This window comes from Clostridium sp. AUH-JLR23, from assembly GCF_964238065.1.
GTDB lineage: Bacteria > Bacillota_I > Bacilli_A > Erysipelotrichales > Coprobacillaceae > Allocoprobacillus > Allocoprobacillus merdigallinarum.
The window spans coordinates 50,087-76,821 of record NZ_CAXSKY010000005.1; the positions used below are offsets into that span (position 1 = coordinate 50,087).

The window sequence follows — 26,735 nt, forward strand, 5'->3', positions numbered from 1 at the left end:
TTATTGTTTCTAAGAATATTTTAAATGACTTGGGTAAACGTTTCCACATATGTTCATGGCACACATTGTGCCATGATAAAAAAATTCTCTTGACATCAAAAAAAGTAGAATTGACCTTTATTCTACTTTTTTATGATTACGATTTTTCTTTTATAAGACGCTGATACCAATAAAAAGAATCCTTGGGAATACGTTTCAATGTTCCACTACCATCGTCTTCTCTATCCACATAAATAAATCCATAACGCTTTGACATATATCCTTCGCTCGTTGAAACAACGTCCATAGCTGCCCAAGTTAAATATCCAATGATATCAACACCATCTGCCATAGCTAATTCCATCTGATCAATATGTTTTTGTAGATAATCAATTCTATAATCATCATGAATCTGTCCGTTTTCCACCTTGTCATATGTTCCTAGTCCATTTTCAACAATCATGATTGGCTTTTCATATCTTTCATACATTTGATTTAACATAATTCTGAGTCCTACTGGATCAATCGTCCAGCCAAAAGGTGTTGTTTCCAGTTGTGGATTGGTTGTGATTCCTTCACTTGAAGCAACCCCTGTTTTATAGTATGAAACAGCAATAAAGTCTAACGTATTCTTTTGAATGATGTCAATATCTTCCGCAAGCATTTCTACATGGTATTGTTGGAGTTCTTTTAAGAAATAATATGGAAAATGTCCTTTAACCATAACATCTGTATATCGATAGTTACTACGATCAGCTTCCATCATCAATTGATAATCTTGTGGTGAGGATGTCAGTGGATAACATGGTGAGCCAGCCACTTCACATCCTACCGTAAGTAAATCATCCATTTCATGGCAGACTTTCACTAAAATAGCATTTGCTAATAATTGATGATAGGCACACTGATGAAGGATTTCATCTCTATTTTGTCCTTTTTGAACAATTGTTCCTGCGACCATATATAAGGCATGATTCATGACGTTAATTTCACAAAATGAAATCCAGTATTTCACACGATCATGGTATCGATTGACAATTGTTTTGACATAGTGTTCATAAAGCTCCACAACTTTTTTATTATAGAAACCATTATATTTTTCTACAACCCATACTGGCATATCAAAATGAATTGTTGTAATAATAGGCTCAATATGATGTTTGATTAATTCATCAATCACACGATCATAAAACTGTAATCCTTCTTCTTGAGGTGTTAAAGAATCATCCTGAAAGATTCTTGACCAAAGAATTGAAAAACGCAATGCCTTTAATCCCATTTTGGCATATAAAGCAATATCATCTTTATAATGTTCATAAAATTCTACACCTTTTTGTGAAGGATAAAAACCAGCTGGTCTTGTCATATAGATTCCTGGATTATCCAAATATTGAAAACGTGTATCCTTACCAGCAGGAATCAAGTCAACAACAGTTTCACCTCGCGAATCATAGCCACCTTCACATTGACCACCACTGATGGAACTTCCCCATAAAAAATTCTTTTGCATTATCTCATCCTCCTTACCTCATCGATAACTTCTCTTAAAGATGGTAAAATAGCACTCGTCATACGTGCATGCCTTTCATCAGGCTGTTTTAAATCTGGAATACAAATCACAGGAATCTTGGCACGATAAGCTGCTTCAATACCTGTTTCACTATCCTCTAATACCAAAGCATCCATAGGCGCAACAGAAAGTTTTTCACATGCCTTTAAAAAGATATCGGGAGCTGGTTTCCCTGCTTTCACATCTGGTCCACATACAATAGCATCAAAATATTTTAAAACTGAATATCTTTGAAAAAGACGCTGAACTCTTTCTCTATCACTGGAAGTTGCTATAGCTAATTTTATATCCTGTGTCTTTAAGTCTTCTAAAAGCTCATTGAGTCCTGGTTTTAAAGGGGCAATCTGATTTTCCCATTCTTTACGAAAATCTTGAAAATAAGCCCAGTAATCTTCATTTTGAAAATCAAGATGATAGAGCTCTCTCACACTATCTAACCCATGTTCAATAGATTTTCCAGTAAAACAGATACAATAATCATCAAGTGAAAGCTGAACGCCAAGTGTCTGAAAATATCTGCCGAAGAACTGATAATTGACAACTTCAGTATCAATCATCAATCCATCCATATCAAAAATCACTGCTTTAACCATTACTTAAACCTCTTAATCTGCTAATATTTTTTGTGTAGATCCACATCCTACACCCGCTCTATCTATTCCTAACTCAATCAATTCAATGAGTCGTTCTCTAGAACGCACACATCCTGAACCTTTAACTTTGATTCTACCATTAGCCTTTTCTACAAGATATTGAATAAGCTCAGGTGTTGCGCCTACATTATGGGAACTCTTAAAATAACCTGTAGATGTTTTAATGAAATCAGCATGTCCTTTTACACAACACTCTAACGCTTCCCCTATTTCTTCTTTGGTAAGCGCATCTGTTTCTACAATAACTTTTAAGCCCACATGATTTTGATGACAGATTTCACTAATCTGTCTAATTTCTTCGCTGACATAATCAAAATCACCACTTTTGATTCTGCCATAATTTGCGACCATATCTATTTCAAAAATACCACCTGATTGAATGATGTGTCGGCACTGTTCAACTTTGGATACACTCTGACTTGAACCAAATGGAAAATCAAGCACAACACACAATAATGTTTCACTGCCCTGAATACATACTTTTGCAATTTCAATCGCATCAGGATTGACACAGACTGTTTTACATCCCAAACGCACACCGACCATTATATTATCTTTTAACTGCTCTATTGTCATAGCCGGATCTAACACTGCATGATCAATATATGCTGCCAATTCTTTATTTGTATATGTCTTCATTATTTTTCCTCATTTCCTTATATCATTATTGAGAAAAGGAATCACTCGTCGCGAGTGATTCCTTCATTAATCTAAATCTTCACCATTTGAACGAATAACTTTCTGATACCAATAGAATGAATCTTTTCTTGAACGATGTAAATCACCATGACCCTGATCATCCATATCAACATATATAAATCCATATTTTTTATCCATCTGTCCAGTTCCAGCAGAAACCAGATCAATGCATCCCCAAGTTGTATATCCAAACAGATTGACACCTTCCTCAACAGCCTCTTTCATACGTTGAATATGTTGGCGATGATAATCAATTCTTGCCTCATCATGACAGATACCATCTTCTCCTTCTGATTCAATCAAACCTATTCCATTTTCCACATCAAATAAAGGCACTTGATAACGATCATTTAAAATATGTAAGAAATGTTTAAATCCTAATGGATCAATCTGCCATCCCCAGGCATTGGCCTTTAAGTATGGATTTTTCACAGTACCTAAAACATTACCACCTGTGACATCGGATTGTTCAGCTTCATGTGTTGTCACAACGCCTGATGCATAATATGAAAATCCTAAGAAATCTGCTTTTCCTACCTTTAAGATACGTTTATCTTCATCAGTAATGTCTAATTCAACATCCCATTCTTTCCATATACGTTTAGCAAAACTTGGATATTCTCCTCTCACTTGCGTATCAGCACTATAACAGAAGAAATCCTGGAAATTTTTATATTGTGCAAAAGCATCTTCTGGATCTGGCGTTAAAGGATATGCCATATTTCCACAAATCATAGCCCCAACTTTCAGATTTGGATCAATTTCATGAGCCACAATTGTTGCTTTTGCAGCAGCAACTAATTGATTATGTAAATAAACCAGATTACGTTGTGCCTTTTCTTTTGGTGTATCATCTCTAGGCATGATGATATTGATTTCATTAAATGTCATCCACTTGTTGACTAAATCCTTATATTCTGTAAAGCAGACTCTCGCAAATTCAACAAACTCATTAATCATTACACGATTTGTCCAGCCACCATGCTGTTCATTTAAAGAAACCGGTTCATCATACTTATATAAAGTGATAACTGGATCCATACCATATTTACGACATTCTGTAAAAACATCACGATAAAAGTCAACACCTTCCTGATTGACTCCGCCTTGAATACCATATGGATAAATTCTTGCCCATGAAATAGATGTGTTGAATGTTGTATATCCCATTTCTGCCATTAAAGCAATATCTTCCTTATAATGATGATAAAAATCACTGGCAACATGATTTGTATAATGCAAATCATCAAAAAGCTGATATTTAGCTCCCTTTGGTAACTCATCGACTGGTTCCCAAGTCATATGTGCTTTTTGTCCATTTTCATCCAAATACCATATCTGACGGCGTTCAGTTGTTGATCCTGCAGTACAGTAGTCTACAGAAACAGGTGATTTTCCACCTTCATTCCATCCACCTTCAATTTGGGCAGCACTGATTGAACCACCCCATAAAAAATTTTTAGGAAATCCCACTATTTATTCCTCCTTTATCTTTTTGATAATTCTATTTTAAATCACTCTTTTCCTAGTTTCGATATATGTTCCCGGCACAATGTGTGCCATAAATAAAAAAAAGATTTCCTCTCAAGAAGAAATCATTCTTTTGGAAAACTGTTTCTAATTTTTTCAATCAAATCAATACAATTAATAGAATCCTGCAAACTCATACGTGGACTTTCTATGAGTTTCGCCTGTAAACAACGATGAACCTCTTCAATTTCACCAAAGAAATCATCATTGATATAAGGTTTTTCAATTTGACACGACGTTCCTGTAACATCAATAATTGTGGCTTGTGTAGGACGATAAAAAGGCTGTGCTAAAATTTTTCCTTTAGTTCCTATTATTTCTAAGATAGGATCTTTCTTTTCATCAAAAGCCATCTCCAGCATAGCTTTTTGACCACCTTCAAAAGTAATAGTCACCTTTTCATGACTATCCACTCCATAACAAAAGTGTACCTGAGAATCAATTGTAGCAACCGGAGAATGAATATAATCCAAAGTGCTAGCCACATTATAACTTCCAACATCATTTAAAATACCACCTTGTTCTTGGTCAAACAAATAATGTCCTTCTAAATAATCCCTGTCATAACAAAATCGTGTTTCAACACTCAATAACTCACCAATTTCTTTGTTCTCTAAACACTCCTTAATATCTTGAATCAAAGGAATAAAACGTGTTTTCATAGCTTCCATAAAAAACGTCTGATTCTTGATTGCTTCCTGTTTTAAATCCTCCATCTGCCATTTATAAAGCGTTGCTGGTTTTTCACAAAGAACAGCTTTATGATGCTGTAAAGCTTTTTTGGCCCAACGATAATGATCAATATGTCTCATGGCCAGATACACAGCATCTACATTATCATCATTTAATAAATCTTCATAATCATGATAAACCTTAACATCTGGATGTTCTTTTAAAAATTCTTCACATTTACTTTCTGTATAAGAAGCAGCTGCATAAAGCTGACCCTTTTCACTCATTTCTAAACTTTTTATAAAACGTTTGGCAATATTTCCTATTCCCAATATTCCCCATTGAATCATATAACCTTACCTCCTTACATTCATTATACTGATTTCATTATACACCCTCTATGTATATTTTTGTCATATTTTATGACTAAAGAATATTCCATCCCAAAATATGTTTTTTCTAGGAAAAAGTTGTAAAAAAATATATAATAAATTTAGGAGTTGACATTTTATGGATAAAAAAAAGAGCTTATCAATAAAAGAAATAGCAAAACTGGCCAACGTTTCTGTGGCTACAGTTTCACGCGTTATTAATAACAATGGTCGCTTTTCTGAAGAAACAAGAATAAAAGTTCAAAAAATTATTGATCAGTATGGGTATAGAACCAATATGGCTGCGAAAAGCCTTAGAATGTCAAAATCAAAGACAGTGGGCATTATTGTTCCCAATATCAACAACGAATGGTTTTCCCATCTTGTATTAGAAATTGAAAAATACTTTTTTAAAAAAAACTATTCTGTTTTTATATGTAATACTTCACAGACAGAGGAAAAAGAAATTGCATATTTTAAATCTCTTGATTCTAAACTCGTAGATGGAATCATGTGTATTTCAGGGAGTGAAGAATTACCTACCAACATCATTACAAGAGATATTCCTATTGTCTGCATTGATAGAAAACCTAAATATCATAACAACGTTTATTATGTAGAATCCAATCACTATAGTGGTGGCTATTTAGCGACCGAAGAACTAATTAAAAAGGGCTGTAAACGCATTGCCATTATTTCTCGTAATAAATCCTTATCAGTCAATCAGCAGCGATTAGAAGGTTATCTTCAGGCTTTAAAAGATTATGGTCTTACAGCTTATGAAGAATTACAGATTTTATTAGATATTTCATCTTCCAACTATGATGGTGCCAAACACGCTACTGAAAAACTCATTCAATCAGGCATTCCATTTGATGGAGTCTTTGCGACCAATGATTGGCGTGCTTATGGCGTTTTAGTTGCCTTAACAGAAAATCATATTCGTGTTCCTGAAGACGTCAAAGTGATTGGCTTTGATGATATTCCTATTTCTTACGCCTGTCAGCCACCTTTATCCACAATTCATCAAAACACTAAACAGCTGGCGCAGAAAGCATCTGGCTTATTATTATCATTGATGAATGGTGAAACTGTAGATGGCGATGAAAAACATTATATTTTACCTGTAGAACTGATTCAAAGAGATTCTACACGCTTATAACATTCAAAAAAAGGGCTAAGCTAAGCCCTTTTTTATAATGATTTATTCATTTGATAATAGCGCCAGCCATCTCGACATATATAAAAGAGAAGAAATAGTATAATAGCACTATAATATAAAGAATGTAAATAAACCAGTAGAATCATAGCAATAAGACATAGAAAAGCCATGACTTTTTGAATCTTGAAACGATGTATATAAACTTCTTTAAACATTTGCCAGGCTTCTAACAAAATCGTTAAGCAGGCTGATAAAATCAGACAATAAATCAGGCTCTTTTGAAAAGCAGAGGAATAGTTTGTATAAAGATATCCCTGTCCTAAGAGATTTCTTATAATAACCAGATAAATAAAGCTGATGCCATAATGAATGCCTATTCTCTCTTTCATAAAGTATCCCTCCTTAGCGATTCCATAAAATCCTTTACATAATAACGTGTCAATAACAGCTTTTTTTGACTTTTTAAAGTCAGAATATATCTTCTTTGAACCTCTGGTATAATACTCTCTATCTTGTGAATATTGACCAAAGTTGATTTATTAATTCTCACAAAACCATAAGGTCTCAGTTTTTCCTCTAATTCATAAAGCTTCTGATAGATCTGATATTGAAGATGTTCACTATGAACAAAAGCTTCCTGTGAATAACCTTCAATAAAATCAATCTGTTGAGGTAAAAGTTTGTATTGTTTTTCATCAGCATAACAGAGAACATATTTTTGATGCAAACTCTGTAAGTATAAAATCAGATCTTCTATATGCTCCATAGAAAAGTAATAACACATACCTTCATAATCAAAACCTTTTTCTACAATGACAATATCTAACTGCTGATATTCTCTTAGCATAGATTTTAAAGTATCAAGATGATCAGGTGTACATATGATTTTCATAGGACTTCCTCCAATTCACAGATGTAAGAATCAATAACCTGATTATTTTCATCTTGATATTTTATTTTTAGTTTTGATAAATGATCTAACGGCTGATGAATAAAACGTTTATCGAAAAAAAGTTCATAACGATTTTGATCAAGAACATTATTATACATCAGAATCAAGTTTTCTTCTTGATTTTCATTGACTGTATAAAACAGGATATCTGTTATCTGATCTTGATTCTGTTTTAATGTTATCTGTGGTGGTGGATCAGTGATAACATTCATATCATATTTCAGGTTTTCCATACAGATATTTTCATCCTCATAACGATACACATGAGATGAAACTTGTTCTAAAGTCGACATCTGCTGATAATAACACTCGCCATTTTGATTATAAAGCTTTAATACAAAATTGAAGGCATCTGTATAATCTTGAATATTTTGAATCTCACTATAACGATCATCTTGAACATAAACACCTACATAACCTGGAAATGGTGTCGTTTCTCCTTCTTCATATTCAACAGTCTGAAACGGTCCTGATGAAGAGACAATGACCTGATCATAATTCAAAATCTGATATTCAACTTGACTTAAGTCTTTGAATAAGTCCTGACGAATATAGATTTCAATCAGTGTATAGGATACACTTTCTCTTCCCAAAAACAGTGTGCTCTGTTGTTCTTTTCGATAACCAAAAGGCAAGATTTTATAATCTTCTTCGTTCACTTTTAAATAGTATGATTCTTCATATAAAACTTCCTGTTGGATCTGTTTTGAAAAGCCATCTTTCATATAGACAATACCTAAAAGACTCACTAAAGAAAGAACAATAATGATTGCTTTTTGATGAAATGAATAGGATAAAGATTGAACATGGATTTGGATATAATCTTCTTCTAAAAAATGATTGATTTTGATCATATGATATAAAACCATAATCAAAAGTATTTCTAAAACAACCATGAAAAAGATAACTATTAGCATGAAAGATGCTTCATTTGTTTTCAAAATCAATTCACCCAACAATAAAGTGATCACATAAACTGTCAAATATATACGATAGCTATATCTATATTTTTTTAAAGCAGGATAATCAACAGCTATATGATCAATCCCTATATAGACAAATGCCAATGCTAGTAACCAAATCCACTGGTTGAAAAAATACAATTGAAACAGTTCCATTACAAAACTGACTATCCATAATCCTAAAGATATCAACAGTTCTCTTAATTTCACCCTTCTAAAAACAATGATAATTCCCACAATAATAATCATCATTGATAAAGCATCTGGAAAAAGTTCTATGCTATTGATTGAAAACGAAATGCCTAGAAGCAACCAGAGCCCTAAAGCTATGATACCGATTCCCATCCTACTCACCTCTTTCACTTATGATTATACATGATTGCATGAAAAAAAGGTTAAATATTCTCTCACATAGCCAAAAACATGTCTCAGTTGCCAAATAAAAAAGGGATTGCGTTAATCCCTAAAAATGACCCTTGATTTGTTGTATGAATTTCTGATAAGAATCAATCACCTGATCACACCATTGATCAAATGTTTCATCTTTAACTTTCTTTTCTGGATGCTGTTCCATATAGTCAAGATACATCTTCAACCCTTCCTGAATCATAATATGATTTTGAAAATCAGGGATATCTCTTTGAATTTTTGACATATCAAACAGACATGAATATTGCTTATCTCCTAGAATTGATGATTCAATATCATAAGTTTGAGAGAGTGCTAATGTATCACTGGCAATATGAATGATTTTTGGTTCTTTGTTTAATAATGCATATAAATCACGATAAATCATATCCCAGTTCACCACAACAGGATTAATATTATGATAAGCCTGACCAATTGTCTTTTCATTATTAATCAGTTGAATAAAATTATAAGCAAAATCCTGATTATGAGTACAATGCCATGTGCTCTTACCATCACCATGAACAATGACTGGCTTATCATTTAAAATACGATCAACCACACTCCAACAGCTTTTTCCTTTGACACTTAAAGGAATACGATCATATCCATAAGTTTGTGAAGGACGAACAATCGTAATAGGAAAACCAAATTCTTCATAAGCTTTCATAAAGATTTGTTCACATTTTGTTTTCTCTCTTCCATATTTAGAATAGATATTATTTTGTTCATGTGATTCAAGAATCATCACAGCTGTTTCATGATTATAAGTCACAACTGTAGATATAAAGATATATTGTTGAATCTTTCCTTTAAATAACTGAATTTGTTTAATAGCTTCTTCTGGCTTATAGATAATGAAGTTACAAACAATATCAAAAGAATAATCTTTTAAAATTTCTTCCATTTTTGCAGTATCATGAAAATCACAGATTATCTGATGAGCGTGTTCAGGTAAAGACTTATGTCCACGATTCATAACGTATAATTCAATATCCTGATTTTGACTTAATGCTTCACATATAGGCAGAGATATTGTACCTGTTCCACCAATTAATAAAACTTTTAAAGGTTTCTTTGTAAGTATCATCTTATTCATCTCCATTTATTTGACTATTTTCATTATAACAAGAAAATGAAACATTGAAAATATTTTTCAATGTTTCAAATCCATTCTAATAATCTACCTGATTATCTAAATCTTCACCTTGTGTCTGAATCACTTTCTGATACCAGTAGAATGATTTTTTAGGATAACGTTTTAAATCCAAAAGATCTTCAAAATCTCTATTTACATAGACAAAACCATATCTTTTTCTAATCTCTTTATGACTACTTAAAAAGTCAATTGGACTCCAAGCTAAATATCCCATTAAATCTACACCATCATGTAAAACAGCTCTTTTAATGCTGGTAATATGTTTTTGATAATAAGAAATTCTTTCATCATCATAAACTTTTCCATTTACCAGTTTTTCATCAATACCTATACCATTTTCTACAATGAACAATGGTTTATGATAACGATGATAAAAATCAACTAAAGAATATCTCAATCCTTCACTATCAATTTGCCATCCCCATTCATTAGCCTGATAATGAGGATTTTTTAATCCACGGTTATCAAATAATATCGCATTTTCTAATTCAGTTAAATCTTCAATATCTTCAAAAGAACTTTGAACATTGCTGCGATAATAAGAGAAAGCCAAATAATCAAGCTTTGTTGAAGCAGATTTGACAATACGTCTTTCTTCTTCACTATAATCAACAGAAATATGTCTTTGGTTCATGAAATTTAAAAAATAAACTGGCAATTCACCACTTGTCATAATATCAAAAGGCAGATAATTGTGCATTTTATTTTTAAAGTCTGCAGCCAGGATATCTTCACTCTTACAAGTCAATGGATAAAATGGAGCGTGTCCAAGCATTCCCCCAACTTGAGCCTTTGGATCAATACATTTAATAACTTCGACAGCTTTCGCATGTGCCACTTCAACATTCACTGTTAATTGTGCAAACAGTTCTTCCTGATTCATGTCATCAGGCTTATGTGCACCTGCAACCAAACTTGGGTGGTAAGGTGCCAAGTTAATTTCATTATAAGTGATATAATATTTGACTTTTCCTTTTAATCTTTCTACAACACTTGCAACATGTTTTTCATAAAAATCAATGACTTTTTTATTTAAAAAACCATTATATTCTTTAGCCAGATGATCTGGCATATCAAAATGCACTAAAGACACAACTGGTTCAATGCCTTTTTCTAAAAGATAATCAACCATATCTTCATAATAAGCTAAACCAGCCTCATTTGGCTTTTCATCATCACCCATGGGATGAATTCTTGACCATACAACAGAAAAACGATAAGCTTTAAATCCCATTTCTGCCATATAATCAATATCTTCCTTATAATGATGATAATGATCTGTTGCGACAGCAGTATCGCAAAACATTGGTGCAATACCTGGTTCTGGTACAACTTCTAAAGTATCATAAACATTGAGGCCTTTACCATCTTCCAGATATCCTCCTTCAGCCTGAACATTACTTAGGGCTCCACCCCATAAAAAATCTTCTTTTAATCGACTCATATTAGTTTCCCTCACTTTGTTGTCATCATTATTGTCATTTTTCCATCAAATTGAACTTCTAATCCTTTTGGAATCAAGAAATTATCTCCCAATTTGACATCAATACCATTCGCTTTTCCGCTTCCTTTCACTACTGTTGCTAATTGATAGTTATCATCCTTCAATTTTCCTGATCCTTCAATTTCTAATCTTGTGACTGTAAAAGAATCATTAGAAATAAACACAGTTTTTGTCAGACCATCTTTCTTTTCAATGACTGGTTCTATATGATTTTCCATATCATGAGGATCATATGATAGACAGTCAATAGCCTCTTCTAAATGAAGTTCGCGTTCCTGACCATTTTCATCTTGACGATGATAATCATAAAAGCGATATGTAATATCAGTAGCCTGTTGAATTTCATAAACAATACTTCCTTTTCTTAAAGCATGTAATAAACCGGCAGGTAAATAAACAAAATCATCTTGATGAACATCCAGATGCTTAATCAATTCATTCCAACGGTCTTCTTGAATATATTGTCTTAAATCAGCTTCATCTTTAGCATGATGTCCATATACAATATTAGCATCTTCTTTGGCTTCTATAAAGTACCAGGCTTCATTTTTACCACTTGAAAAACCTTTGAGCTTAGCATGCTTTGCATCAGGATGAACCTGTATACTTAAATCATCTTCTGGTGCTACCAGTGAAATAATCACTGGAAACTCTTCTCTAGGATGACCAAAAAGTTCCTGATTATTTTTCCATAATTCAAGTAATGTCTTTCCTTGAAATGGCTCACTAAGACATATTGTTGATGCGCCTTTTTGAGCACTGAATGACCATGATTGACCAATACCATCTGGGAAATCATGATATCCAAAATAATCTTTGACCAATGTATGTCCCCAAATCGCAGGACGAGGAATTGGTTTAAAAAATAAAATATTCATTCTTACACCTCCACCTTTATTATATAAAATCCATTTCAATCTTCCACTGTTTAAAAAGTCATAAGTTATGACTTTTTTATCCTAATATTGATCGTTTAAATAAAAAAGGCAATATTATGCCCCATACATAAACAATGCAAATAATCCCATGATTGTCATAATAATAGACAGATAATAACCTAATTTCATTGCATTGACTTGAATCTCAAAACCATATCTATTTTTAAGATATCGATTGGTTTGTTTTGCTTTTGTGGCATGATAATCACCAAGCAAAGCAAAAACAACCACAATAATTCTCATTGGTAAACTTGTTCCGATACCTTCTCCAATTAAATTCCATGGAAAAATAGCACAAGCAAGTGAAACAATAGAAGCAAACAAAGATGCCGCAATATATGGATTTTTTGCATCTTTATATTTTTCCTGTTTCTTTTTTTGCTGCTCTGATGTCTGCTTAGCCTGTGATTTTGCTTTTTTCTTGTTTTCTTTATACTTATCCGCATAACTTTGTTGAGGAACAATCACAACTTCTGCTCCACAATGATCACAAAATTGTGCATGATCACTTATTTTTTTTCCACATTTTCTACAATACATGATATCTCAACTCCTATTTCAAAATGACTTGTGTTAAATTCACTAATGCAATAAACAAGCTGACAAAGATACAAACATAAGCATAACTTTTATTACCATTAGGTTCATATCCAGCCTTTTTATCTTTTCTATCAATATATAAAGATAAACATCCACATATAATAGAAATGATATACATGATTAGACTGATATAAAACGGAAAAACGGTATTACCACCAAAAGCATCGATAATAGTGGGTAAAATAAAATCAAAAGCAACCAAACCAAAAAGTAAAAGAGAAAGTCCCAACATAGCCCAATTATTCTTTCTCGTATTCTTTTTTAATTTTGATTTTTCGTTTTTTCTTTCCTTTATTTTTGATTCACTTAATGGTTTTCCACAATAGGTACAAAATTCTGCATCATCTGGCAAATCTTTATAACAATTTGGACATGTTTTCATAATATACTTCCTCCTTTGAATAAAAGAAGGGCTGTAAATAAATTGGTTTAACAGCCCTTTTCATGTTCTAAAAAATTATTCTGCACTTGCAGTTGCTTCAGCTTCAATTCTTTCCACTTCTGATTTTTCATAAGCTTTCCAGAATGGATAGAAGATAACTAAACCAATTGCAAAGTTAATAAATACAACAATGATTCCACCAACTGAACCACCATTACTTAAGTAACCTAAGATAGGTGATGGCGTCGCCCAAGGCAATGTCATATACATCTTACCAACAAATCCGATGTCAGTTAAGAAATATGTTAATGCAGCAGTAATTGTATGTGTTAAAACAAATGGAATAATTAAGAATGCGTTTAACACTACAGGTAAACCAAACATAATTGGTTCAACAATACAGAAGACAGCTGGAGGTAAACAGATTGTAGCCAAAGGTTTTAAATGAGGCAATTTCTTGCTTGACATATACATGTAAACTAAGATTGGCCAGCATGAAGATACCCATTGAGACAATCTACATAAGTTAGGTGTCCAAGTATAAGGTAAATCAGCAACAGCAGTACCAGCCACGAATGCAGCATTATTTTCAGCAATCCATGTATTTGTAAAGGCATTAATAACAGCACCAGTAATATTATCACCATGAAGACCGCAAGTCCACAATAATGCAGATAAGAATTGTTGTAATGTATAAACAGCAATATTATCAGCAGCAGAGAAGATTGGTAATAATACATTTCCAACTAATTCTGGGATATTGATACCAGCTAAAGTTCTAATTCCCCAACATACAATTGTAATAAAGAAATATGGGATAATTGCTGAGAAACTATCTGCAACTGCTGGTGGAACACCATCAGGTAAAGTGATTTTAATATTGTGTTTATAACAGATACTAACAATATTAATGGCAATAGCTCCAGCAACCATTGCAGTGATGACCCCTGCACCACCCCAATAAGTTGTTTCCAAAGCAGCTGGTAATGTTTCAGCACCTTCAACAAATAATTGACCAACAGAATCGTAGTTCAATAAAATAAAGGCAAAAAATGCTCCAACAGCACCTGTTGTTTTGTTAAATCCTTTGATTTCAGCATATTCAGAACCAAATGCGATAACAATGTAGATAGCCATAAATCCCATTGATAAGCTGTTAACTAATGAAATGTCAGCAGCCCAAGGTCTTAAAAATGGCAATAGAGCAGTTTCAGTTAATTGACCATCTGATGCAAACAGGTTGATAACTAAGAAAATAGATCCAACCATTGTAACCCCAATGGCTGCTACCATCCCGTTAACCAAAGCACGAACAAATGGAATTTGTCCAAACTTTGTCATCGGACCAGCAATGACGTCAACTTTCTCCATGAGTGAGTCCATAAAAGACTTCTTTTCAGTAGACATAAAATTTTCTCCCTTCTTTTAAAATTTTAGAAATACGTGTAAACGTTTTCTCTACATTTATTATTTTATCTTTTCTTTAAAAAATTTCCACATTATCATTTGTCACAACTAATGTCACTTTTCTCACAAAAAGTGCCTAATATGCTGATTTTTCGTCATTTTTATCATTAATCTTTTGTACGATTTTGGCGAGAAATCGTTTACACAAAGTAAAGGATTTGTTATAATTTTGAAATTAAGGAGTGGTGCATATGAAATTAAAGAAAGATGAGATAGAAATTTTAAAATTACTTGTCACATCTACTGATTATATTTCTTCTTATGATATTGCAACAATCACTGGCATTAATCGACGCTTAGTCAGAGATGAAATCGCCAATATCAAAGTGATTTTAAAAGATTTAGGTTATGAACTGATTTCTAAAACATCCAAGGGATATATGATTAAAAATAAGTCTTCATCTTCTCTTAAATCTTTACAATCTTTCATTGAAGAAGCCCAAAAGCATCGTGAATCTTTATTTCCAACCCAACCATGGGAAAGGGAAAACTATATTTTAAAACGTCTAATTGATATTGATGATTATGTCAAAATTGATCAGTTAGCAGAAGAACTCCTCGTGAGTCGTTCAACAATTTCCAATGATATAAAAAATTGTCGCAAAGCCATGAAAAAATATCATCTTTCATTATCACAAAAACCTAATTATGGAATTAAGATTTTAGGTCAGGAAGTTAATAAAAGAAAACCTATCTGTGACCTAGCATTTACTAATTTAAGGCAATCAGAAATGTTCTATGATTATTTGAATTCATTTATTCTAGAAGCTACGTCACTAGAATATGGTATTTTAGAAATCATCAAAAAATATCAGATTGAAATATCTGATTTTGCATTATGTGATTTTCTCTTATCTTTATCCATCAGTCTTTCACGTATTCTTCAAGGAAAAACAATACAGGAATCACCAGACATCGAGGCAATTGCTGCACGTGATGAATTTAAAGCCGCCAAAGATATTGCACTATTTATTGAAGAAAAAACCGAATATCATATTAACATCCATGAAATTCATTGGATTGCGATCGAACTGATTTGTAAACGTTCAACTCAGGGTCTTACATTTCATCAGAATCCTACTGTTATTATGATAACCAATGAAATTCTTCAGACCATCTATCAGCAGACATTATTCCAATTTAATAATGAAAAGTTTAATAATACTTTTAATCTTTATGTGGAAAATGCCCTTTTAAGAATTAAATACGATGAAAAAGTCAGAAACCCACTCTACGATGAATTAAAAACCATTTATCCACTCGGTTACTATTTTGCAGAAATGTCATCTTCTATTATTGAAAAATATACAAAGAAAAAACTTTCAATGAGTGAATTAGCTTTCTTTGCTATTATATTTAATAATGCTATCTTTAATCAGCATATACCAAAAAAGAAAGTTTTACTTTTATGTGGTTTAGGTGGTGGTGCACAGGATTTATCTGCTTACCTTATTCTCCAACATTTTGAAAATCAAATTGATATTATCAAAACCCTATCTTATTATAAACTGCCCGATGAAGAACTATCACAATATGATTTTATCATTTCAACAGTTCCTATCCATAGAAATCTCTCTATTCCTTATATCAATATATCACCAATTATTACGTCAGATGATATGGACTCAATCAATAACTTCCTTTACTACCAATTTCATCAAGATGTCCTGAAAACGACTTTCCTGCCTCAGCTTTATAAAGATCATGTCTCTGCCAGAAGTAAAAATGAAGTGATTAGGGAATTCTATCAGTTACTAAAAAAACAATTTCCACAAATTAAGGAATCACTCAAAATACATATGACGAATTCAGAATATCATCAAATGACCATTTATCCACATCAAATAGCACTCATCAGATTGAATAAACCAATTAATAACAATGATATCCTTTCCGTTATTATTCTTAATAAAAACATCATATGGAATAAAAAAGAAGTTCGTATCGTTATTTTATTTTCTTGTATTGATCCTCATCATTTTATTTATAATACACTCAGTGATACTTTAAAAAGTTTGACTTCACGTCAGAATGACATTTTTGAAATCATTAATCATCCATCCTACCCACAATTTATGAATGCTATTTTCAAACATCAAAAACTTATGAATTTGTAAAAGTGAGCTGTTGACATAAACAGCTCGCTTCTTTTATTAAAAATTCTTAACTTGTTTTTCAAATTCATCCAACCAATCAGATGAATAGTTTTCAATCATTCCCATATCAGAAAGTTGTGTTAATTCACTATCTAAAGGTAATTGCCCCAATATCTTTAAATCATATTTATCTGCCACATCTTGAAGATGGCTTTTTCCAAAGACAAAAATCTTCTTTCCACAATCAGGACATTGCACATAACTCATATTTTCCACAATACCTAAAATAGGAACATTCATTTTCTTTGCCATATTAACAGCTTTAGAAACAATCATGCTGACAAGTTCCTGTGGACTTGTCACAATCACAATACCATCTAGAGGTAAAGATTGGAAAATTGTCAAAGGGACATCTCCAGTTCCTGGAGGCATATCTACAAACATATAATCCACTTCGCCCCATCTGACATCACTCCAGAATTGTTTGATCATACCTGCTAAAATAGGTCCTCTCCATACAACAGGTTCTTCTGCATCTTCTAATAAAAGATTCGTTGACATGATTTCAATACCTTCTAAAGATTTAGCTGGAATAATTTCTTCTCCATTAGAATAAATCTGTGTACCTTCAACACCAAATGTTTTCGCAATTGATGGTCCTGTAATATCACCATCTAATACGGCACAGCGATATCCTTCACGCTGTTTTAAAACAGCCAACAAAGACGTAATAGATGATTTTCCTACACCACCTTTACCACTGACAACTCCAATCACTTTATGTATTTTTGAATTTTTATTCATTGGAGCTAAAAAACTTCTTTCTTCACAATCTTCCTGACATGATTGACAATCATGATTACAGTCTTGACTACTCATAATATAACCTCCACATTCCTTTCTATTATAACCTATCTGTCTTTCTTTTTCACTATTATGACTCAATATATTCCTTTTTAAAGGTAAATCCTCTTCCTTTCACCTCGTTCACCTTGCTGACAACCATAAAAGCATGTTCATCAATATTTAAAACCAGATAATTTAATTTCGGTAATTCACGGTTAGAAATCACAGTCATAATCACAGGATATTCATTTTTCATATAACCTGAAATAGATTTTAACATTGTTGTTCCACGATCAAGTTCATGAATAATCATATCATTAATTTGTTCATATTCCTTAGACACAATCATCACTTCTGTCTGTGCTTTTCCAACCACCAGAACTTTATCTAAAACAATGGTATATGTCGCCACTAAAACAATACCATAAAGAACCATTTCTCGATTGGTATAAAAGACCTGCATTAATAAAATCAAGAAATCAAAAGCATACATAGAAACGGATACAGGTATTCCTGTCTTTTTATTAATAATCAATGGTGGAATATCCATTCCCCCTGTGGAAGCATTACATTTAATAACAAGGCCAATTGCTACACCAATCATCACTCCACCAAGCAATGCAGCGAGTAATGGATCAGTTGTCATTTGGGTATAACCTATTGTTTTTTCAAAAACACTTAAAATCAATGGATAATAAAAAGTACTAATTAATGTTGTTAAGGCAAAGGTTTTACCTAAAATCAGTAACCCAAGTAAAAACATCAAAATATTAAAAATAGATAAAAATAAAGTCATTGGAATTCCTAATAAATGCTGTGCACCAATGGATAATCCTGTTGATCCACCTGTAATCAATCCATTAGGAACAATAAATAATAAAACAGCTAAAGCATATATCGTATTTCCAATAAGAATTCCTATAATATTTCTTATGAATTTATAATTCATCACATACACCCTTTCTTCACAAGGCACTATTATATCACTTCAAAATCTAAAAAAAAAGATAACAGATGGACTTTCTGTTATCTTCCATTTTTATCGAATTCGTAAAGCTCTCGTCGCATTAATGACAGCAATGACCATCACACCAACATCCGCAAAGATAGCGAGCCACATATTCGCTATACCAAAAGCGCCTAAAATTAAACAGATAAATTTAACAGCTAAAGCAAACACAATATTTTCTTTGACAATTCTTAATGTTTTTAATGAGATTTTCATAGCCAATGAAATCTTAGCCGGATCATCATCCATCAACACAATATCAGCTGCTTCAATCGCTGCATCACTACCTAAAGCGCCCATCGCAATCCCAATATCGACACGTGATAAAACTGGCGCATCATTAATACCATCACCAACAAAAGCCACTTTTTCTTTTTCACCTTTGTTTTGTAGGATTTCTTCAACCTTTTCAACCTTATCAGCTGGTAAAAGTTCACTATAAACACGATCAATACCAATCTCTTCAGCAACCTTTGTCGCAGTCTGTTTTGTATCTCCCGTTAACATAATCGTTTCTTTGATTCCTTGTGATTTTAAAGACTGAATCGCTGCTTTTGAGGTTTCTTTAATCACATCAGAAATCACAATACATCCTGCATATTGATTATCTATGGCCATATACACAACTGTTCCTTCAGGATGTTTTTCCATGATATCTACACCTATCTTATTCATCAGTTTTTCATTACCAGCATAAACATCATGTCCATGAACAGTTCCACGAATACCATGTCCAGCAATTTCTTCAATATTATGCACAGCATCTCTATCCAATGATTGTCCATAAGCCTTTTGTAAACTTAAACTGATTGGATGACTTGAAGCCATTTCCACATGAGCCGCATAATACAATAACTGTTGTTGATCATAATTATCAGTTGGATCAATATGCGTTACTTCAAAAACCCCTTTTGTCAGTGTTCCCGTTTTGTCAAAAACAATATATTTGGCACTGGCAAGAGCTTCGAGATAATTTGAACCCTTCACCAAAATTCCTTTTGTTGAAGCACAACCAATGCCACCAAAGAAACTGAGTGGTATAGAAATAACCAAAGCACATGGACAACTGATAACGAGGAATGTTAACGCACGAATAATCCAATCACCCCATGAGGCATCTTTCCCCATCAACATCAAAACAACTGGTGGAATAATCGCTAATGCCAATGCACTATAACAAACTGCTGGTGTATAGTATTTGGCAAACTTAGTAATAAAGTTTTCTGAACGTGACTTTTTCATACTTGAATTTTCTACCAAATCAAGAATTTTAGAAACTGTTGATTCACCAAATTCCTTTGTTGTTTTCACTTTAATTTCACCAGTCATATTAATAAAACCACTGATGACTTCATCGCCGCAATGTGCATCTCTAGGTACACTTTCACCTGTCAAAGCACTCGTATTAAATGTTGTATTCCCTTCAACAATAATACCATCAATAGGTACTTTTTCACCAGGATTGACAATGATTTCACTACCTATTTCGACATCATCTGGATCAACTTTTTGAAGCTTACCATCTATCATCATATTGGCATAATCGGGACGAATATCCATTAATGCGGCAATATTGCGACGACTCTTTCCCACTGCAACACTTTGAAACAATTCCCCAATCTGATAAAACAGCATGACAGCGACACCTTCTCGGAATTCACCTAAACACATAGCGCCTACAGTCGCAACAGCCATCAAAAAGTTTTCATCAAAGACTTGTCTTTTCAATATACCTTTGATAGCTTTTCTTAAAATATCATACCCAATAATCAGATAAGGTATTAGATAAAGTACCACTTCTACATATAAATTCACAGAAACATATGAAGTTAAAATCATGATTCCAATCATGAATACTAAAGATAACAGAATTCTATAAAGAACTTTCTTTTGTTTTTTATTCATCATAACACTCCCATTCATTTTAATATATGTTCACTCATTCATATATCATCTAAATAAATATCCCTTTTTAAGGGAATTTATTCTATAAATAAATTTCACAGTCATCTTCTACGACTTTACAATTCTTATAAGCTTTTTGCATGACTTCATCAATATTAACTCCATCTTCAAATTCAACTTTTAGTTTTAAAGTCATAAAACTTAAAGTTGCATCTTTCACACCTTCTGTTTTTTTAACAGCTTCTTCCATTTTAGCTGCACAGTTTGCACAATCTACATCAACTTTATATGTCTTTTTCATCTTCTTTTTCCCCTTTCTTATTCTTCTACATGTTCCATACCCATAGACATGATTGTTCTAACATGATCATCATCTAATGAATAGAAAATCACCTTTCCTTCACGTCTGAATTTAATCAATTTACTATCTTTGAGAACCCTCAGCTGATGACTCACTGCTGATTGACTCATTCCTAAAACTAATGCGATATCTCCTACACATAATTCACTTTCAAACAATGCATAGAGAATCTTGATACGTGTTGTATCCCCAAAAACTTTAAATAAATCAGCTAATTCATATAAATATTCATCATCTGGCTGTTTATCTTGAACTCGCTTGACAATATCTTCATGAACTTCTAAATTTTCTTGATTCAATCCCATAACATCATCCTTTCAATGAACATATGAACACTTCTTCATATATAAATATATTACTATTATTCTTCTTTGTCAATAAAAACTTTACATAAATTTGATAGATTTGATTCTTCTCTTTCTGTTAGTATCATAGTAGATAAAATATTAAGAATGGAGTGAAGTTTTATGCTAAAAAAATTAAAAACTGGGCTCATATGTTTAATAATAGGAGAAATCATATCTTGGATTGTTTCTTTTGTTACTTTACCATCTTTTATTCATGGTTTTCTATTAGGTCTATCAGTTGGTTTAAAACTCATTAGTATCATTTTCATATTTATCATCATTATCAATTACCCTAAAGAAAGCAAACAATAACACAAATCATGTTATTTCTTCATTTCGTTTCCCATTCTTCATAAAGAATCTCATTTTTCAAAAAACTATAAATATGAAACATAAAAGAAGTCAAAGATAGAGACTTGTTAATATCTTGACTTCTTTATTGCTGAATACTATGAATCGTTCAAAAATAAGAAACGTCTTTTCATAAATGTGCTACTAATCAGTGAATCATTTTTACGCCCTTTTCCAAACAATCTTTTTATCCAATAGCATTATAAGCAAAATAAGATCCATTATAAAAAGATTCCAATATATATTTTGCATTCTATTTTATTTAAATACCCATTTTACTGAATAAAACTTAATGAACAAAATATTTTGTATCATTTTTTCGTATTATTTAGATGCATTAATGATTTCATTCATATTTATTTTAATCGTGATAAAATCAAAAAGTATAATTAAAAAAATAATAAGAATTTGCATAGCCAAAATATAAGCCAATACAAAATTATAGTTATCTCCAAGCATTAGACTTACAAAAAATTGAGTTAATGGAACACCTACAAAAAAACTATAAAAATAGAGAAAATAATCTTAACGATTATATTTTCAAATACTTTTTTCATTGTTAACCCTCCATTTTTATCATATTGATTACAAAATTATAGACGTTATCTTCACTTTCTATGGTCATTTTAAGAAAAACATATCTGTTATTTTCTTTAGATTAAAATCATCTCTTGTTAAATTGAATTCTTCCATAAAAATATATCAAAATATATATATATCATTTGATTCTGTTTCATTTGACTTTTGATCTAACGCTTTGACTTGATATGTCCACTCAAGCTGACTTCCTTGTTCGACAGAAGCTAGTGATGCAAATTCAAATACATTTTCAAAATCAAAACCTGTTTCATTTAAAAATGTCTGTCCATCTATAGTCCACATACTAGAATTTTCTTCTAAGAATTTTGATGATACATTGATTTTTGGCCCTGAATAGGAAACCAAAACACTATCAGATGGATAGGAAGAATATGATGTTGCATTATCAAGATGAGTAGGATATCTTTCTAAAATTGTTGTCTTTGTATCAGGAGAACAATGCTGCAAAAGCGTAAAATATTGACCATCTTTTGAAAAGCAGGCTTTTGTCTTTAATAAATAATAATCTTTTTGATCATCAATTTCATTAGTATCCTGATACAAATCATGAGCTGTATATAAATATGTGCTTGTTGGTAATTTCGTATCAGAATTGAATAGATAATGTCTACTCATATTAGATCCTTGAGGTTTAAAATGATATTGATTTTTATCAATCAGATCATCTAAACAAGGAATTAAATAACTTTCTATAGAAAGGGAATCTTCATTGAAAAATACAGTTTCAATTCCATCTTTTAAATCTATATTTTCTGAATATTTGAATACTGAAAAACTTCCTTGCATTTCAACAAGCTCATCTGAAATCAGTTCACCTGTATTTAATGAATAAATAGGCTGATTATTTTGAAAAACAAGATCTAATTCATTGGAAAGATTTTCAATAGCATTATTTCCAACAAATAAAATATAATTTTCTTGAACATAATCCTTTATGAATTGTTTTGTTTCTAAATGTGAAAGTGATTCTTTATCCACAGCCACAACATCTTCATCATCAAAGTGATATGAATTGACTTTTGATGGATGCAATACGGTTATTGTTATAGATTCGTATTTTTGATCAATCTTATTAATCATTTCACGGTTGACTGATTTCTCACTTATCAATATAACTTTTCCTTTTCCTGAAAAAGTCGGATGATGATCATTGTTGAATTGAAAACTTATACCTGTTAGACAAATAATCACCAATAATGAAATAATAATGATGATAAATTTTGATTTCATAACTTCCCTTCTCACTTATTTATTATTTTTGAGTGCAGATAATTCTTTGATGTCATCTTCATTTTCATTGTATATTGGATTGTATATGTTGTCAATCATTGCACTATTCTATAAAAAAACTTACGATAGTTAATCGTAAGTTATCAAACGCAATCAATTTTCTCGTTCTATTTATATTTTTTATCCCCCGATAAATTCATCAGGAGTTTCGTCCATATTATGTGTTACTGAACAGCCAGTCATTTGCCATCTATCACATTATTAAAAATTTCCACATGAGGACTGTTTTCATAAGCATTGCGCTTTTTTATATTTACTTCTCTCTTGCGAAATGATACTCAAAATCATGATCTGTTCGCTTTAACAAGAGTTTATCATTTTCAATTTCAAAATAATAAGATGGATTAAATATAACACCATTTTCTGAAGAAGATAAAGAAACTTGATTTTCTTCAATTTTATATGTACCTTTCGTATCAGTACCTTTATCACTCATAGTAAAAGTTCCATCTTCTTTGAATTCAATACTTTCTATATCGCTTCCTTGCCATTTACCAATAATATCATCACTTCCATTATTATCACTACTATTACATCCTGTTAAGATACACATTGACATTATAACTAATAAAATTATCTTTTTCATGTATATATTCTCCTTACATTCTTCTTTTATAATTGAAAAAATACTAAAGCTAAATCTTCAAATTTTCACTAGTGTTTTGAACGAATCATTTTAAACGGAAGTTTAAAAGTTTTTATAATGACATATTGAATAATAGTTACAACCATTTCAACCATATAACTTATCGCAAGCGAAAAGAATATATTATATATCCATTGCCCAATTGTATTTCCAAATAGAGTCATTCCCCAATGAGGTAAAACATTTTCTAAATCGGTAACTAAAAACATAAATGATACAATGATTAACAAAATCATTTTAAAAGGCAATGTAAATTCAGATATGTATTCATCTATATCACTGTCATCTGGCAAAAAATCACCTTTTTTTATTCTTCTCCACTGAAAAAATTCATAAACTACAGCAATTATACATATTTCAATATAAAAATAAGGACTCGTTAAATCGGAATTTGAAATAACGAGAAATTCTCCTGCTAAAAGGGTTAATCCTAGTAATAAAAAAGCAAAAAATTGCCCTAAGAATAATAGCACCAATAAGAAAATATATTTTTTTGAAATGCTTTTTAGTTTTTTTAAATCAATATTCATGTTCCAAAAACTATAAATAGGTACACAAAAACAGAATGCAATCCAGCATATTAACCCCAACGGATATTTATGAAAACCATAAGAAACATATACAGAAAAATGAGTAATCAATTGTAGAATTAATTTAAAAGTAATCATCTTTTCTTACACCTTCTCTTGATTAAAAATCTATACATAAATGATATTTTTTATGTATTTACAAGATTTTATTCTCTTTGATCACTTTTATTTTATAGTTTTTTTCAACGACTGTCTATAAATATCTCATATGCAAAAAAAATAATATATCATAGTTTCAAATTTTCACTTTCATCCTTTTCTACAAACAGATTATCTTCTTGGTTATTTTTGAGCTTTTTTTAACATTTTAAGTTGTTTTTGATTGAAATGATAAGAAGGATAATCAGAAACCTTTATAAGTAAACTACTAAAAGACTGTAGTCTATCCAAATCATCCAATGGATATTGCTTTCATAATGCATACCTTTTCGGATTCTTTTTTACCATTTCTATAGCATTGCTTCCTTTCAACTTCAAATTTTTTATAGCTAAAACATCCATATATCAACCCTCCTTTTGAAATTAGGCACAAAAAAAGCTATGTTGATTACAACATAGCTTGTAGTCGAACCACTGTTATTGAGTTTGCCAAAATAGATATTTAGTTGATATACTCAGCATTTTTTTGATTTATTAATAAAATGGAGCGGGTGATGGGAATCGAACCCACGTAGTCAGCTTGGAAGGCTGAAGTTCTACCATTGAACTACACCCGCGAGTATGGTGCGGATGACAGGACTTGAACCTGCACGCCGAAGCACTAGATCCTAAGTCTAGCGTGTCTGCCAGTTTCACCACATCCGCATATAAATGGTGACCCGCAGGCGACTCGAACGCCTGACCCTCTGATTAAAAGTCAGATGCTCTACCTACTGAGCTAGCGGGTCAAAAACATGGTGCCGGCTAAAGGACTTGAACCCTCAACCTACTGATTACAAGTCAGTTGCTCTACCAATTGAGCTAAGCCGGCATAAAAAAATGGTGGAGGTTAACGGGCTCGAACCGCTGACCCTCTGCTTGTAAGGCAGATGCTCTCCCAACTGAGCTAAACCTCCATATGGTGACCTGTACGGGATTCGAACCCGTGAATGCATGCGTGAAAGGCATGTGAGTTAACCGTTTCTCCAACAGGCCACAAAAATGGCGCTTGAAGTAGGACTCGAACCTACGACCGATCGGTTAACAGCCGATTGCTCTACCAACTGAGCTATTCAAGCATTTTCGATTGCCTAAATATATTATCATATCATTTCATGTAATGCAAGTCTTTTTTTTAAAAAAATAGAAGTCATTTTGACTTCTATAAATATTCTCCATTTTTACCCCAATTTTCAAACTCTTGAATGGAAAGATATTGCTGTTCCACAGGTATTTTTGTTATACGTTCAATTTCTTTTAATAATTTTTCAGCAAACTCTTTTTTATATTGATAATCTGTTGTATGAAAAAGCTGACAAGATATTTTCATACATTCCATTTCCTGTCCTCTAAAATACATGACTTGATTATCTTCAATATGAATCATTAAGTTTTCTTCTTTTTTATTAGGTAAAATAGAAATTAATTGACCAGCACTTTCTTTTAATGCTTTTTCTTGATTTAATGTTAATGTTTTTGTTGTTGTAAATGTTATATACGGCATACTATTTTTCCTCCCATTTATCCATTATATATAAACAGCTTTAA

The 26,735-nt window shown here is 31.9% G+C and carries 26 protein-coding genes and 7 tRNA genes; 3 read left to right on the forward strand and 30 right to left on the reverse strand.

The window, feature by feature from the left end:
• Positions 1–136: 136 nt before the first annotated feature.
• The 5 genes from ACESR5_RS03780 to ACESR5_RS03800 form a co-directional block, all read right to left on the reverse strand.
• Positions 137–1,489, reverse strand: coding sequence for a glycoside hydrolase family 1 protein (locus ACESR5_RS03780; protein WP_373154310.1), 1,353 nt, complete (start codon positions 1,487–1,489; stop codon positions 137–139).
• Positions 1,489–2,142, reverse strand: a complete 654-nt coding sequence (locus ACESR5_RS03785; RefSeq protein ID WP_373154312.1) for an HAD family hydrolase — start codon at positions 2,140–2,142, stop codon at positions 1,489–1,491. The genes ACESR5_RS03780 and ACESR5_RS03785 overlap by 1 nt, the downstream gene beginning before the upstream one ends.
• A 12-nt stretch (positions 2,143–2,154) precedes the next feature.
• On the reverse strand, positions 2,155–2,841 hold the full coding sequence (deoC, locus tag ACESR5_RS03790; protein WP_373154314.1) for a deoxyribose-phosphate aldolase: 687 nt from the start codon (positions 2,839–2,841) through the stop codon (positions 2,155–2,157).
• A gap of 66 nt (positions 2,842–2,907) precedes the next feature.
• A complete protein-coding gene (locus ACESR5_RS03795) occupies positions 2,908–4,374 on the reverse strand; it encodes a glycoside hydrolase family 1 protein (protein ID WP_373154316.1) in 1,467 nt (488 codons plus the stop codon).
• 122 nt (positions 4,375–4,496) lie between these two features.
• Positions 4,497–5,453, reverse strand: a complete 957-nt coding sequence (locus ACESR5_RS03800; RefSeq protein WP_373154317.1) for a Gfo/Idh/MocA family protein — start codon at positions 5,451–5,453, stop codon at positions 4,497–4,499.
• Between the two features lie 160 nt (positions 5,454–5,613).
• Between ACESR5_RS03800 and ACESR5_RS03805 the strand changes: the two genes are divergently transcribed.
• Positions 5,614–6,636 (forward strand): LacI family DNA-binding transcriptional regulator, encoded by a 1,023-nt coding sequence (locus ACESR5_RS03805; RefSeq protein WP_373154318.1) that lies wholly within the window; start codon positions 5,614–5,616, stop codon positions 6,634–6,636.
• A 32-nt stretch (positions 6,637–6,668) separates the two neighbouring features.
• On the opposite strand, the gene ACESR5_RS03810 is transcribed toward ACESR5_RS03805, so the two are convergent.
• From ACESR5_RS03810 to ACESR5_RS03850, 9 genes are all read right to left on the reverse strand, one after another.
• Positions 6,669–7,025 (reverse strand): hypothetical protein, encoded by a 357-nt coding sequence (locus ACESR5_RS03810; RefSeq protein WP_373154320.1) that lies wholly within the window; start codon positions 7,023–7,025, stop codon positions 6,669–6,671.
• Positions 7,022–7,528 (reverse strand): LytTR family DNA-binding domain-containing protein, encoded by a 507-nt coding sequence (locus ACESR5_RS03815; RefSeq protein WP_373154321.1) that lies wholly within the window; start codon positions 7,526–7,528, stop codon positions 7,022–7,024. The genes ACESR5_RS03810 and ACESR5_RS03815 overlap by 4 nt, the downstream gene beginning before the upstream one ends.
• The gene (locus ACESR5_RS03820) at positions 7,525–8,895 is read right to left on the reverse strand and encodes a hypothetical protein (protein ID WP_373154323.1); all 1,371 of its coding nucleotides are present in this window, start codon (positions 8,893–8,895) and stop codon (positions 7,525–7,527) included. The genes ACESR5_RS03815 and ACESR5_RS03820 overlap by 4 nt, the downstream gene beginning before the upstream one ends.
• 118 nt (positions 8,896–9,013) lie before the next feature.
• A complete protein-coding gene (locus ACESR5_RS03825; protein WP_373154324.1) occupies positions 9,014–10,048 on the reverse strand; it encodes an NAD-dependent epimerase/dehydratase family protein in 1,035 nt (344 codons plus the stop codon).
• An 85-nt stretch (positions 10,049–10,133) separates the two neighbouring features.
• Positions 10,134–11,561, reverse strand: coding sequence for a glycoside hydrolase family 1 protein (locus tag ACESR5_RS03830; RefSeq protein WP_373154325.1), 1,428 nt, complete (start codon positions 11,559–11,561; stop codon positions 10,134–10,136).
• A gap of 11 nt (positions 11,562–11,572) precedes the next feature.
• Entirely contained in the window at positions 11,573–12,499 is a 927-nt protein-coding gene (locus ACESR5_RS03835; RefSeq protein WP_373154327.1) for a type I phosphomannose isomerase catalytic subunit, read from the reverse strand.
• A gap of 114 nt (positions 12,500–12,613) precedes the next feature.
• Positions 12,614–13,099, reverse strand: coding sequence for a zinc-ribbon domain-containing protein (locus ACESR5_RS03840; RefSeq protein ID WP_373154328.1), 486 nt, complete (start codon positions 13,097–13,099; stop codon positions 12,614–12,616).
• A gap of 13 nt (positions 13,100–13,112) precedes the next feature.
• Positions 13,113–13,541 (reverse strand): zinc-ribbon domain-containing protein, encoded by a 429-nt coding sequence (locus ACESR5_RS03845; RefSeq protein WP_373154330.1) that lies wholly within the window; start codon positions 13,539–13,541, stop codon positions 13,113–13,115.
• 75 nt (positions 13,542–13,616) lie between these two features.
• Positions 13,617–14,948 carry a PTS sugar transporter subunit IIC gene (locus ACESR5_RS03850; RefSeq protein WP_373154332.1) on the reverse strand — a complete coding sequence of 444 codons (1,332 nt, stop codon included), beginning with the start codon at positions 14,946–14,948 and terminating at the stop codon, positions 13,617–13,619.
• Between the two features lie 251 nt (positions 14,949–15,199).
• On the opposite strand from ACESR5_RS03850, the gene ACESR5_RS03855 reads away from it, so the two are divergent.
• Positions 15,200–17,125: a transcription antiterminator gene (locus tag ACESR5_RS03855; protein ID WP_373154334.1), complete on the forward strand. Its 1,926-nt coding sequence runs from the start codon at positions 15,200–15,202 to the stop codon at positions 17,123–17,125.
• Between the two features lie 36 nt (positions 17,126–17,161).
• Here the strand turns inward: ACESR5_RS03855 and ACESR5_RS03860 are convergent, their stop codons facing one another.
• From ACESR5_RS03860 to ACESR5_RS03880, 5 genes are all read right to left on the reverse strand, one after another.
• Positions 17,162–17,983: a P-loop NTPase gene (locus ACESR5_RS03860; RefSeq protein ID WP_373154336.1), complete on the reverse strand. Its 822-nt coding sequence runs from the start codon at positions 17,981–17,983 to the stop codon at positions 17,162–17,164.
• Positions 17,984–18,038: 55 nt separating this feature from the next.
• Positions 18,039–18,899 (reverse strand): YitT family protein, encoded by an 861-nt coding sequence (locus tag ACESR5_RS03865; protein WP_087244554.1) that lies wholly within the window; start codon positions 18,897–18,899, stop codon positions 18,039–18,041.
• Between the two features lie 90 nt (positions 18,900–18,989).
• Positions 18,990–20,864, reverse strand: a complete 1,875-nt coding sequence (locus ACESR5_RS03870; RefSeq protein ID WP_373154337.1) for a heavy metal translocating P-type ATPase — start codon at positions 20,862–20,864, stop codon at positions 18,990–18,992.
• Between the two features lie 82 nt (positions 20,865–20,946).
• Positions 20,947–21,165, reverse strand: coding sequence for a cation transporter (locus tag ACESR5_RS03875; RefSeq protein WP_087244546.1), 219 nt, complete (start codon positions 21,163–21,165; stop codon positions 20,947–20,949).
• 17 nt (positions 21,166–21,182) lie between these two features.
• The gene (locus ACESR5_RS03880) at positions 21,183–21,530 is read right to left on the reverse strand and encodes a metalloregulator ArsR/SmtB family transcription factor (protein WP_087303987.1); all 348 of its coding nucleotides are present in this window, start codon (positions 21,528–21,530) and stop codon (positions 21,183–21,185) included.
• 162 nt (positions 21,531–21,692) lie between these two features.
• Between ACESR5_RS03880 and ACESR5_RS03885 the strand changes: the two genes are divergently transcribed.
• On the forward strand, positions 21,693–21,884 hold the full coding sequence (locus ACESR5_RS03885; RefSeq protein WP_087936036.1) for a hypothetical protein: 192 nt from the start codon (positions 21,693–21,695) through the stop codon (positions 21,882–21,884).
• Positions 21,885–22,625: 741 nt separating this feature from the next.
• Here ACESR5_RS03885 and ACESR5_RS03890 read toward each other — a convergent pair.
• The 11 genes from ACESR5_RS03890 to ACESR5_RS03940 all read right to left on the reverse strand — a co-directional run bounded on the left by ACESR5_RS03890 (position 22,626) and on the right by ACESR5_RS03940 (position 26,691).
• On the reverse strand, positions 22,626–23,753 hold the full coding sequence (locus tag ACESR5_RS03890) for a hypothetical protein (RefSeq protein WP_373154339.1): 1,128 nt from the start codon (positions 23,751–23,753) through the stop codon (positions 22,626–22,628).
• A gap of 313 nt (positions 23,754–24,066) precedes the next feature.
• Positions 24,067–24,399 (reverse strand): DUF5640 domain-containing protein, encoded by a 333-nt coding sequence (locus ACESR5_RS03895; protein WP_373154340.1) that lies wholly within the window; start codon positions 24,397–24,399, stop codon positions 24,067–24,069.
• A gap of 68 nt (positions 24,400–24,467) precedes the next feature.
• Entirely contained in the window at positions 24,468–25,127 is a 660-nt protein-coding gene (locus tag ACESR5_RS03900; protein ID WP_373154342.1) for a hypothetical protein, read from the reverse strand.
• 564 nt (positions 25,128–25,691) lie between these two features.
• A tRNA-Gly gene (locus ACESR5_RS03905) sits at positions 25,692–25,765 on the reverse strand.
• A gap of 5 nt (positions 25,766–25,770) precedes the next feature.
• Positions 25,771–25,853, reverse strand: a tRNA-Leu gene (locus tag ACESR5_RS03910).
• 7 nt (positions 25,854–25,860) lie between these two features.
• Positions 25,861–25,936: transfer RNA gene (locus ACESR5_RS03915), tRNA-Lys, on the reverse strand.
• A 7-nt stretch (positions 25,937–25,943) separates the two neighbouring features.
• Positions 25,944–26,019 (reverse strand) — tRNA-Thr (locus tag ACESR5_RS03920).
• Positions 26,020–26,028: 9 nt separating this feature from the next.
• A tRNA-Val gene (locus tag ACESR5_RS03925) sits at positions 26,029–26,104 on the reverse strand.
• 3 nt (positions 26,105–26,107) lie between these two features.
• A tRNA-Glu gene (locus ACESR5_RS03930) sits at positions 26,108–26,183 on the reverse strand.
• A 7-nt stretch (positions 26,184–26,190) separates the two neighbouring features.
• Positions 26,191–26,266 (reverse strand) — tRNA-Asn (locus ACESR5_RS03935).
• An 83-nt stretch (positions 26,267–26,349) separates the two neighbouring features.
• A complete protein-coding gene (locus ACESR5_RS03940; RefSeq protein WP_087244542.1) occupies positions 26,350–26,691 on the reverse strand; it encodes a hypothetical protein in 342 nt (113 codons plus the stop codon).
• Between the last annotated feature and the right edge of the window lie 44 nt (positions 26,692–26,735).

Excerpts from the sequence above, each read along its gene's own strand:
- ACESR5_RS03780 (WP_373154310.1), bottom strand. The coding sequence starts at position 1,489 with ATGCAAAAGAATTTTTTATGGGGAAGTTCCATCAGTGGTGGTCAATGT.
- ACESR5_RS03785 (WP_373154312.1), bottom strand. The coding sequence starts at position 2,142 with ATGGTTAAAGCAGTGATTTTTGATATGGATGGATTGATGATTGATACT.
- deoC (WP_373154314.1), bottom strand. The coding sequence starts at position 2,841 with ATGAAGACATATACAAATAAAGAATTGGCAGCATATATTGATCATGCA.
- ACESR5_RS03800 (WP_373154317.1), bottom strand. The coding sequence starts at position 5,453 with ATGATTCAATGGGGAATATTGGGAATAGGAAATATTGCCAAACGTTTT.
- ACESR5_RS03805 (WP_373154318.1), top strand. The coding sequence starts at position 5,614 with ATGGATAAAAAAAAGAGCTTATCAATAAAAGAAATAGCAAAACTGGCC.
- ACESR5_RS03810 (WP_373154320.1), bottom strand. The coding sequence starts at position 7,025 with ATGAAAGAGAGAATAGGCATTCATTATGGCATCAGCTTTATTTATCTG.
- ACESR5_RS03815 (WP_373154321.1), bottom strand. The coding sequence starts at position 7,528 with ATGAAAATCATATGTACACCTGATCATCTTGATACTTTAAAATCTATG.
- ACESR5_RS03820 (WP_373154323.1), bottom strand. The coding sequence starts at position 8,895 with ATGGGAATCGGTATCATAGCTTTAGGGCTCTGGTTGCTTCTAGGCATT.
- ACESR5_RS03825 (WP_373154324.1), bottom strand. The coding sequence starts at position 10,048 with ATGATACTTACAAAGAAACCTTTAAAAGTTTTATTAATTGGTGGAACA.
- ACESR5_RS03830 (WP_373154325.1), bottom strand. The coding sequence starts at position 11,561 with ATGAGTCGATTAAAAGAAGATTTTTTATGGGGTGGAGCCCTAAGTAAT.
- ACESR5_RS03835 (WP_373154327.1), bottom strand. The coding sequence starts at position 12,499 with ATGAATATTTTATTTTTTAAACCAATTCCTCGTCCTGCGATTTGGGGA.
- ACESR5_RS03840 (WP_373154328.1), bottom strand. The coding sequence starts at position 13,099 with ATGTATTGTAGAAAATGTGGAAAAAAAATAAGTGATCATGCACAATTT.
- ACESR5_RS03845 (WP_373154330.1), bottom strand. The coding sequence starts at position 13,541 with ATGAAAACATGTCCAAATTGTTATAAAGATTTGCCAGATGATGCAGAA.
- ACESR5_RS03850 (WP_373154332.1), bottom strand. The coding sequence starts at position 14,948 with ATGTCTACTGAAAAGAAGTCTTTTATGGACTCACTCATGGAGAAAGTT.
- ACESR5_RS03855 (WP_373154334.1), top strand. The coding sequence starts at position 15,200 with ATGAAATTAAAGAAAGATGAGATAGAAATTTTAAAATTACTTGTCACA.
- ACESR5_RS03860 (WP_373154336.1), bottom strand. The coding sequence starts at position 17,983 with ATGAGTAGTCAAGACTGTAATCATGATTGTCAATCATGTCAGGAAGAT.
- ACESR5_RS03865 (WP_087244554.1), bottom strand. The coding sequence starts at position 18,899 with ATGAATTATAAATTCATAAGAAATATTATAGGAATTCTTATTGGAAAT.
- ACESR5_RS03870 (WP_373154337.1), bottom strand. The coding sequence starts at position 20,864 with ATGAATAAAAAACAAAAGAAAGTTCTTTATAGAATTCTGTTATCTTTA.
- ACESR5_RS03875 (WP_087244546.1), bottom strand. The coding sequence starts at position 21,165 with ATGAAAAAGACATATAAAGTTGATGTAGATTGTGCAAACTGTGCAGCT.
- ACESR5_RS03880 (WP_087303987.1), bottom strand. The coding sequence starts at position 21,530 with ATGGGATTGAATCAAGAAAATTTAGAAGTTCATGAAGATATTGTCAAG.
- ACESR5_RS03885 (WP_087936036.1), top strand. The coding sequence starts at position 21,693 with ATGCTAAAAAAATTAAAAACTGGGCTCATATGTTTAATAATAGGAGAA.
- ACESR5_RS03890 (WP_373154339.1), bottom strand. The coding sequence starts at position 23,753 with ATGAAATCAAAATTTATCATCATTATTATTTCATTATTGGTGATTATT.
- ACESR5_RS03895 (WP_373154340.1), bottom strand. The coding sequence starts at position 24,399 with ATGAAAAAGATAATTTTATTAGTTATAATGTCAATGTGTATCTTAACA.
- ACESR5_RS03900 (WP_373154342.1), bottom strand. The coding sequence starts at position 25,127 with ATGATTACTTTTAAATTAATTCTACAATTGATTACTCATTTTTCTGTA.
- ACESR5_RS03940 (WP_087244542.1), bottom strand. The coding sequence starts at position 26,691 with ATGCCGTATATAACATTTACAACAACAAAAACATTAACATTAAATCAA.